Origin of the sequence: Cupriavidus necator A5-1, from assembly GCF_000744095.1 — a bacterium.
GTDB lineage: Bacteria > Pseudomonadota > Gammaproteobacteria > Burkholderiales > Burkholderiaceae > Cupriavidus > Cupriavidus necator_A.
In genome coordinates this window covers 1-5,141 of sequence record NZ_JQLI01000007.1, presented here as the reverse complement: position 1 = coordinate 5,141, position 5,141 = coordinate 1, and the positions used below count along the sequence as shown (strand labels likewise).

General features: G+C 69.3%; 2 protein-coding genes and 3 pseudogenes. 2 read left to right on the top strand and 3 right to left on the bottom strand.

Features of this window, described 5'->3' with window-relative positions; all coding sequences use genetic code 11:
* Positions 1-319, top strand: a 319-nt coding sequence (locus tag K307_RS24230) for a cupin domain-containing protein (RefSeq protein ID WP_042883440.1), incomplete at its 5' end; no start/stop codon positions are given.
* 330 nt (positions 320-649) lie between these two features.
* Here K307_RS24230 and K307_RS24225 read toward each other — a convergent pair.
* The 3 genes and pseudogenes from K307_RS24225 to K307_RS24215 all read right to left on the bottom strand — a co-directional run bounded on the left by K307_RS24225 (position 650) and on the right by K307_RS24215 (position 3,612).
* Positions 650-1,843, bottom strand: a pseudogene (locus K307_RS24225) (NAD(P)/FAD-dependent oxidoreductase).
* Positions 1,840-3,241: pseudogene (locus K307_RS24220) on the bottom strand (FAD-dependent oxidoreductase). Before K307_RS24220 ends, K307_RS24225 begins: the two co-directional pseudogenes overlap by 4 nt.
* On the bottom strand, positions 3,238-3,612 hold the full coding sequence (locus K307_RS24215) for a (2Fe-2S)-binding protein (protein ID WP_042883439.1): 375 nt from the start codon (positions 3,610-3,612) through the stop codon (positions 3,238-3,240). Before K307_RS24215 ends, K307_RS24220 begins: the two are co-directional and overlap by 4 nt.
* A 491-nt stretch (positions 3,613-4,103) precedes the next feature.
* On the opposite strand from K307_RS24215, the pseudogene K307_RS24210 reads away from it, so the two are divergent.
* Positions 4,104-5,141: pseudogene (locus tag K307_RS24210) on the top strand (aldehyde dehydrogenase family protein); the annotation flags it as partial.

Sequence of the window (5,141 nt, the reverse complement as noted above, 5' to 3'; positions counted from 1 at the left end):
TTGCAGTGACCTCACCGACGACGGTCCTGTCGGCAGACCGTTAAGCCAACCGCCGTGCCGCACCAGCAGCTTCAAGGTTGACCTCGAGGGGGCCGGACAGAACCGGACCGGCCTGTGGGAATGCACGGTCGGCTCCTACGAACGGCAAGTCGAGGAAGCCGAAGTCATGCACATCCTTGCCGGTGAGTGCCTGTTCACGCCGACGGGTGGCACACCGATCCGGATCAAGACCGGAGACACGCTGTTCTTCCCGGCGAACACGACCGGCATCTGGGAAATTCTGGAACCCTTGCGCAAGGTCTATGTGATCCTGCAGTGAGCGGCACGCGAGCGGGGACGAACATTGCACGCTCGCGCATCTGAACAAAGCCACGAGCCGACGCATACGCACCCTCTCCCGCGTGCGGGAGAGGGGAAAGGGCTGGAGCGTCAACGAAGTACAGCGCGTCGGTCTGCCACAGAGCAAACAGCCGCGCACTGCACGCTCGCGCATCTGACAGAGTCGCGAGCTCACGCATACGCTCCCCTCTCCCGCGAAGTGGGAGAGGGCGGGGAGAGGGCGGGCGTCTCCTGGAAGGGGCGCCGCGATGCTTGCAATGCGCCTGCCCTCTCCCCCGGGCCCCTCTCCCGCAAGCGGGAGAAGGGAGCATCAGTTCGCTTCCTGCAGCACCTGCCCGCGGGCAAAGCGCCCGATGGCAATAAGGCTCCAAGCGGAATCGAGGTACGGCCCGTGGCGATCAGCTCGGCCATGGTTTCGCCCACGCCGGGGCTGATCGCAAAGCCCTCGCCATTGAAGCCGAAGGCGTAATGCAGGCCAGGCACCGTGGCGCTGGGGCCCCATTACCGGCTGCCAGTCGGCGGTATAGCCTTCGATGCCGCTCCACACGCGAATCAGCTGCACATGCTCGAAGGCCGGCACGAAGCGGCGCAGCTCGCGCAGCTGGCGCAGCACGTTGTCGGGCTTCACGTAGCACGAATGCGGTCGGTGTAGGCCCGGCCCCTTGAGGCCGCCACCGAACACGATGTTGCCGCGTGAGATCTGGCGGAAGTACAGGCCCTCATGCTCGATCGGCGTCGAAACGCCGATGGAAGGGCCGATGGCATAGGGCAGCGGCTCGGTCACGCCCATCTGTGGCCCGCGCGCATCCATCGGCACGCCCTCGCCGAACTGCTCGGCCATGCGGTTGGACCAGGCGCCGCAGGCCACCAGCATCTGCGGTGCGCGAAAGCGCCGGCCATCGGCGGTGTAGGCAACAAAGCCATTGGCGTCGCGCTCGACCTGCATCACCTCGGCATGCTCGACGATCTGCGCGCCGTCGCGACGCGCGGCGCGCGCGAAAGCAGGGCCGGCCAGGCGCGGGTTGGCGTGGCCATCCTGCGGCGAGTACGAACCTGCCACCACGCCGGGCGCAAAGATGCCCCAGCGCCGGCGCAACTGCTCGGCGCTGAAGAGCTCCAGGTCCAGTCCGAGCGGCTTCACGTCGCGCGCATGTTGCTCGATCACGGTGGCCTGCTGTTCGGTGTAGCACACGCGCAGGTGGCCGTACGGGACGAACTCGAGGTCTTCGCCCAGCAGTTCCTTCACGCGGCCCCAGACGGCACGCGCGCGATTGGCCAGCGGCATCTGGTGCAGCGCACGTCCCTGGCGGCGCACATTGCCGAAGTTGGTGCCGCTGGCCTGGCGCCCGACCAGCTCGCGCTCCAGCAGCACCACCGAGAGGCCCTGCTGGCGCAGGAAGAAGGCGGTGGTGGTGCCCATCAGGCCACCACCGAGCACCAGCACATCGGCGTCGTGCGTCCTGGTTGCCGTGCTCGCTGTCGTGCTAGTTTTGGTGCCACTCATGGCTGCACCTCACGTGTATTCATCATCAGTGGCTTGACCGGTGCCTGCGAGCGCAGGCGACCGACTTGTTCGATCGGGATGCCGCAGGACTGCGCCACGATCTCGGCCGCGGCATGGCCGCAGAAGCGGCCCTGGCAGCGGCCCATGCCGACGCGGCTGAAGGCCTTGGCCCGATTGACTTCCTGGCTGTCCAGTTCGGTCACGCAGGCGGCGCAGCTCGCCCACCGTCACGGCCTCGCAGCGGCATACCACCGCGGCATCGGGCAGTGCGGCGGCCTGCGCGTGCGGCCACGGGAAGGCGGCGCGCCAGCCCCTGGCGGAAGCGGTCCATCTGGTCGAGGGTGGCGGCGCAGCGCAGCCGACTCCGCGGCGTATTGCGCGCGGCCCCGCTCATGCCCCAGGTCGGCCAGCGCCGCCAGCGCCGCGAGCCGGCCCGCGGCTTCGGCCCCGTCGCACCGAGGATGCGCGCGCCGTCGCCGGCCAGGTAGACGCCGCGCGTGCTGCTGCGGCCGTCCGCGTCGATGCGCGGCAGCCACTGGCGGCTCACGGGTTCGAAGGCGAACTCGCAGCGCGCGAGGTCGGCCAGTTGCGTCTCGGCGCGCAGGTGCCAGCCCAGGCCCACGGCGTCGCACGCGAAGCGCTGCTCGCGCCCGCGCGCATCGCGCACGGTCACGGCCTGCACGCCAAGGCCATCATCGCCGTCGATCGCCAGCGGGGTCACGCGCTGCAGCACCGGTACGCCGGCATGCTTGAGGCCGCGGATCAGTCCGAGCCCGCGCAGCGCCAGCCGGGGGCGCGCCAGCAGGCCGGTGATGGCAGCCCACGACTTGGTGGCGGGGGCGGTGTCGAGCACCGCCGCCACGCGCGCGCCGGCCTGCACGTACTGCGAGGCCACCAGGTAGAGCAGCGGCCCGCTGCCGAGGAAGACGACTTGCGTACCGATGGCGCAGGCCTGTGCCTTGAGCGCGATCTGGGAAGCGCCCAGGCTGTAGCAGCCGGCGCGGTGCCAGCCGGGCACCGGCATGAGCCGGTCGGTGGCACCGGAGCACACCAGCAGTGCGTCGAAGGGCAGCGTCTGCGGCTCTTCCTCGCGCACGACGTGCAGCTCGCCCTCGGTCAGGTTCCACGCCAGCGTGTCAGGGCGGTAGTCGATCTGCGCGCGCAGTGCGTCGAAGTCGCGGTGCAGCGCCTGGGCCTTGTCGGCCTCGCTGCCTAGAGCTTGGCGTAGGAGCGTTTGAAGCCTTCCGGCTGGCGGCGGTAGATCTGGCCGCCGTCGCGCCGGCCTTCGTCGACCATGGTCGGGCGCAGCCCGGCCTGGACCAGTGCCTGGGCCGCGCGTACGCCGGCGGGGCCGGTGCCGACCACGACGATGCGGGGCAATGCTGACGGCGTGCTCATGCGGCGGCTCCCGGCGCGTGGCGCGCGAGCGATTCCTGCAGGTCCGGCGTCACGGGCCAGTGGTGCGCGGGCGGTCGGGTCAGCACCTCCATGCCGGCCTCGGCAGGCGTGGAACAGGCACGCAGGCGCTCGCCGGCGGGCGTCCATACCCAGCAGTCCTGGCAGGCGCCCATCAGGCAGAACCCCGCGCGCGGGCCGTCGCCGAATTCGCTGTCGCGAACGCGCCGGCCATTCAGCAGCAGTGCGACCAGAAGGGTGTCACCCGCCAGTGCGGTGGCACTGTGGCCATCGATGCGCAGGGTGATGGCGGGACGGTCGGATTCTGCCAGCCGCATGAATCGCGCAGGCAGTGGGGGAGCGTTGTCGGGCATGGGCGGCGGCTCGGCGTTGGTTTGGAAACAATGGTCTGACCGGACTGACAGAATGGGCTTTGCGGACTTCACAACAGGCTGGCCTGTGCCTCAAGCTTAGGGCGAGTGGCACGTGGCGTGGTGCTGCATTCAGGGGACTGAATGGAGCACGCTGCTGTTATGCGGGCCGTGGCAGCAGAATGTTTGGCAGAAGGCTTCCGGCAGCCTCGCGCGGCAGGCCAAGGCTGTCCAGCCATTGGTCCGGCCCGCTGCCGCAGTGCATGGCGATGTCGTTGTGGTGATCGATCGGACTTATCCTGGACCAAATCGTTCGCGCGGAGCCAGAACGCCCTCGGGTTTATCCGAGGGATGCAAGAATCGTCCGCCTGGGGTGGCAGTTTCGCAATTCGATGCGGTAGCGCGGTCCGTAACGGAGACAAATGCTGAGCCTTCTTGTCTAGCATGGAGGCATGAATCCACTATCGGTGCCGACCCGCGGCGCCCCTCCTTCCGTGCAAATATTCGACCCCCAGACTGTCTCCGTTCCCTCGGGCCATTTCATTGGCGGGCGGCTCGTGCCTGATGCCGGCCGCATCCCCGTGCGGCGCCCCTCCGATAACCAGGTGCATGCCGAGCTGCCGCTGGCTGACGCCGCCGCCGTGGATGCGGCGGTGCAGGACGCGTGGAAGGCCTGGCGTACCAGCGACTGGGCGCGCCGTGCCCGCGCGAGCGGGCGCGCGTGCTGCGCCGCTGGGCGGACCTGATCGAAGCCGATGCGCAGGGTCTCGCGCCGCTCGAAGCCGTGTGCTCCACGAGGCCGGTGCGCGCCGCCTCGGCCTGGGATGTGCCTTTCACCGCCGAAGGCCTGCGATTCTTCGCGGAATATGCCGACAAGCTCGGTGGGGACGTGGCGGCCACGCAGCACGATCACCTGGGCATGGTAGTGGCCGAGCCGTATGGCGTGGTGGGTGCGATCACCCCGTGGAATTTCCCGCTGGTGATGGTGTCGTGGAAGGTGGGCGCGGCGCTTGCCGCCGGCAACGCGGTGGTGCTCAAGCCTTCCGAGCTGACGCCGTTCTCCGCCGTGCGCCTAGCCCAACTGGCGATCGAGGCGGGCGTGCCGCCGGGCTTGTTCAACGTGGTGCAGGGCGACGGGCGGACCACGGGCGATGCGCTCACGCGCCCCCGCTGATCTCGAAAATGACCTTTACGGGATCGACGCAAACGGGCGCCGCGATCATGGCCAGTTGCGCATTGCACGGCCCCAAGCCAGTCACGCTGGAGCTGGGCGGCAAGAGCCCGCAACTGGTATTCGATGATGCGCCGGACCTCGATCGGCTGGCTGGCATCATTGCCGGCGCCATCACCGCAATGCAGGCCAGGTATGCGTCGCGGGCTCGCGCCTGATTGTGCAGCGCGGCATCGCCGAGGCGCTGGTCGAGCGCATCGCGGCGCGCTTTGCCGCGCTGCGGCCCGGTGCGACCTGGGATGACGCGGCGACGCTGCCGCCCATCATCTCGGCAGCGCAGGCGGCGCGCATCCTCGACATC

Bases quoted from the DNA above. Each gene is read 5' to 3' on its own strand.
- K307_RS24215 (WP_042883439.1), bottom strand. From the start codon at position 3,612: ATGCCCGACAACGCTCCCCCACTGCCTGCGCGATTCATGCGGCTGGCA.